This is a genomic window from Pseudomonas sp. LSJ-87 (assembly GCF_032971465.1).
GTDB lineage: Bacteria > Pseudomonadota > Gammaproteobacteria > Pseudomonadales > Pseudomonadaceae > Aquipseudomonas > Aquipseudomonas putida_Z.
Window position 1 is genome coordinate 1 of the sequence record NZ_JAWJYQ010000036.1, and the last position, 1,734, is coordinate 1,734.

Here is a 1,734-nt window from a genome sequence, read left to right on the forward strand (position 1 = left end):
CATCCTGGGCGACGGCATTGATGACTGTGCCGTTGGCCAGCGGCGTACCGGGCGTGAACGACCAGTTGCCACTGCCATCGGCGGTGGTCTGGCCGATCGGGTTGCCGCTGCCATCGGTGAGGATCACCCTGGCGCCGGCTTCAGCGGTACCACTGATCTCGGTACCGTTGCTCGGTTCGATCGTCGGCTGGCCAGGGGCTACCGCATCCACCGTGGTGCTGACTTGTGGGGTGCTGGTGTTGCCAGCGGCGTCCTGGGCCACAGCATTGATGACCGTGCCGTTGACCAGCGGCGTACCGGGCGTGAACGACCAGTTGCCGCTGCCGTCGGCAGTGGTCTGGCCGATCGGGTTGCCGCTGCCGTCAGTGAGGATTACCTTGGCCCCGGCCTCAGCGGTACCACTGATCACCACCCCGTTGCTCGGGTTGATGACCGGTGCGGCCGGCGCGACGGCGTCAACGGTGGCGCTGGTCGGCCCGCTGGTATTGCCGGATGGGTCCTGAGCCACGGCGTTGATCACCGTGCCGTTGCCCAGCGCAGGCGAAGGCGTGAAGGCCCAGTTGCCACTGCCATCGGCGGTCGTCTGGCCGATCGGGTTGCCGCTGCCGTCGGTGAGAATCACCTTGGTCCCGGCTTCGGCGGTACCACTGATCACCACCCCGTTGCTCGGGTTGACGATCGGTGCGGCCGGGGCGATGGCGTCAACGGTGACGCTGGCCGGCCCGCTGGTGTTGCCGGCCGGGTCCTGGGCCACGGCGTTGATGACCGTGCCGTTGGCCAGCGGTGTACCGGGCGTGAACGACCAGTTGCCACTGCCATCGGCGGTGGTCTGGCCGATCGGGTTGCCGCTGCCGTCGGTGAGGATCACCCTGGCGCCGGCTTCGGCGGTACCACTGATCTCGGTACCGTTGCTCGGTTCGATCGTCGGCTGGCCAGGGGCTACCGCATCCACCGTGGTGCTGACTTGTGGGGTGCTGGTGTTGCCAGCGGCGTCCTGGGCCACAGCATTGATGACCGTGCCGTTGACCAGCGGCGTACCGGGCGTGAACGACCAGTTGCCGCTGCCGTCGGCAGTGGTCTGGCCGATCGGGTTGCCGCTGCCGTCAGTGAGGATCACCTTGGCCCCGGCCTCAGCGGTACCACTGATCACCACCCCGTTGCTCGGGTTGATGACCGGTGCGGCCGGCGCGACGGCGTCAACAGTGGCGCTGGTCGGCCCGCTGGTGTTGCCGGCCGGGTCCTGAGCCACGGCGTTGATCACCGTGCCGTTGGCCAGCGGCGGCGCAGGCGTGAACGCCCAGTTGCCGCTGCCGTCGGCAGTGGTCTGGCCGATCGGGTTGCCGCTGCCGTCAGTGAGGATTACCTTGGCCCCGGCCTCAGCGGTACCACTGATCACCACCCCGTTGCTCGGGTTGATGACCGGTGCGGCCGGCGCGACGGCGTCAACGGTGGCGCTGGTCGGCCCGCTGGTATTGCCGGATGGGTCCTGAGCCACGGCGTTGATCACCGTGCCGTTGCCCAGCGCAGGCGAAGGCGTGAAGGCCCAGTTGCCACTGCCATCGGCGGTCGTCTGGCCGATCGGGTTGCCGCTGCCGTCGGTGAGAATCACCTTGGTCCCGGCTTCGGCGGTACCACTGATCACCACCCCGTTGCTCGGGTTGACGATCGGTGCGGCCGGGGCGATGGCGTCAACGGTGACGCTGCTCGGCCCGCTGGTATTGCCGGCCGGGTCCT

1 protein-coding gene is annotated in these 1,734 nt (G+C 68.6%); it reads right to left on the minus strand.

The window, feature by feature from the left end; translation table 11 throughout:
• Positions 1-1,734: Ig-like domain-containing protein (locus RYH74_RS20015; protein WP_317409980.1), on the minus strand; the 1,734-nt coding region annotated here is incomplete at both ends.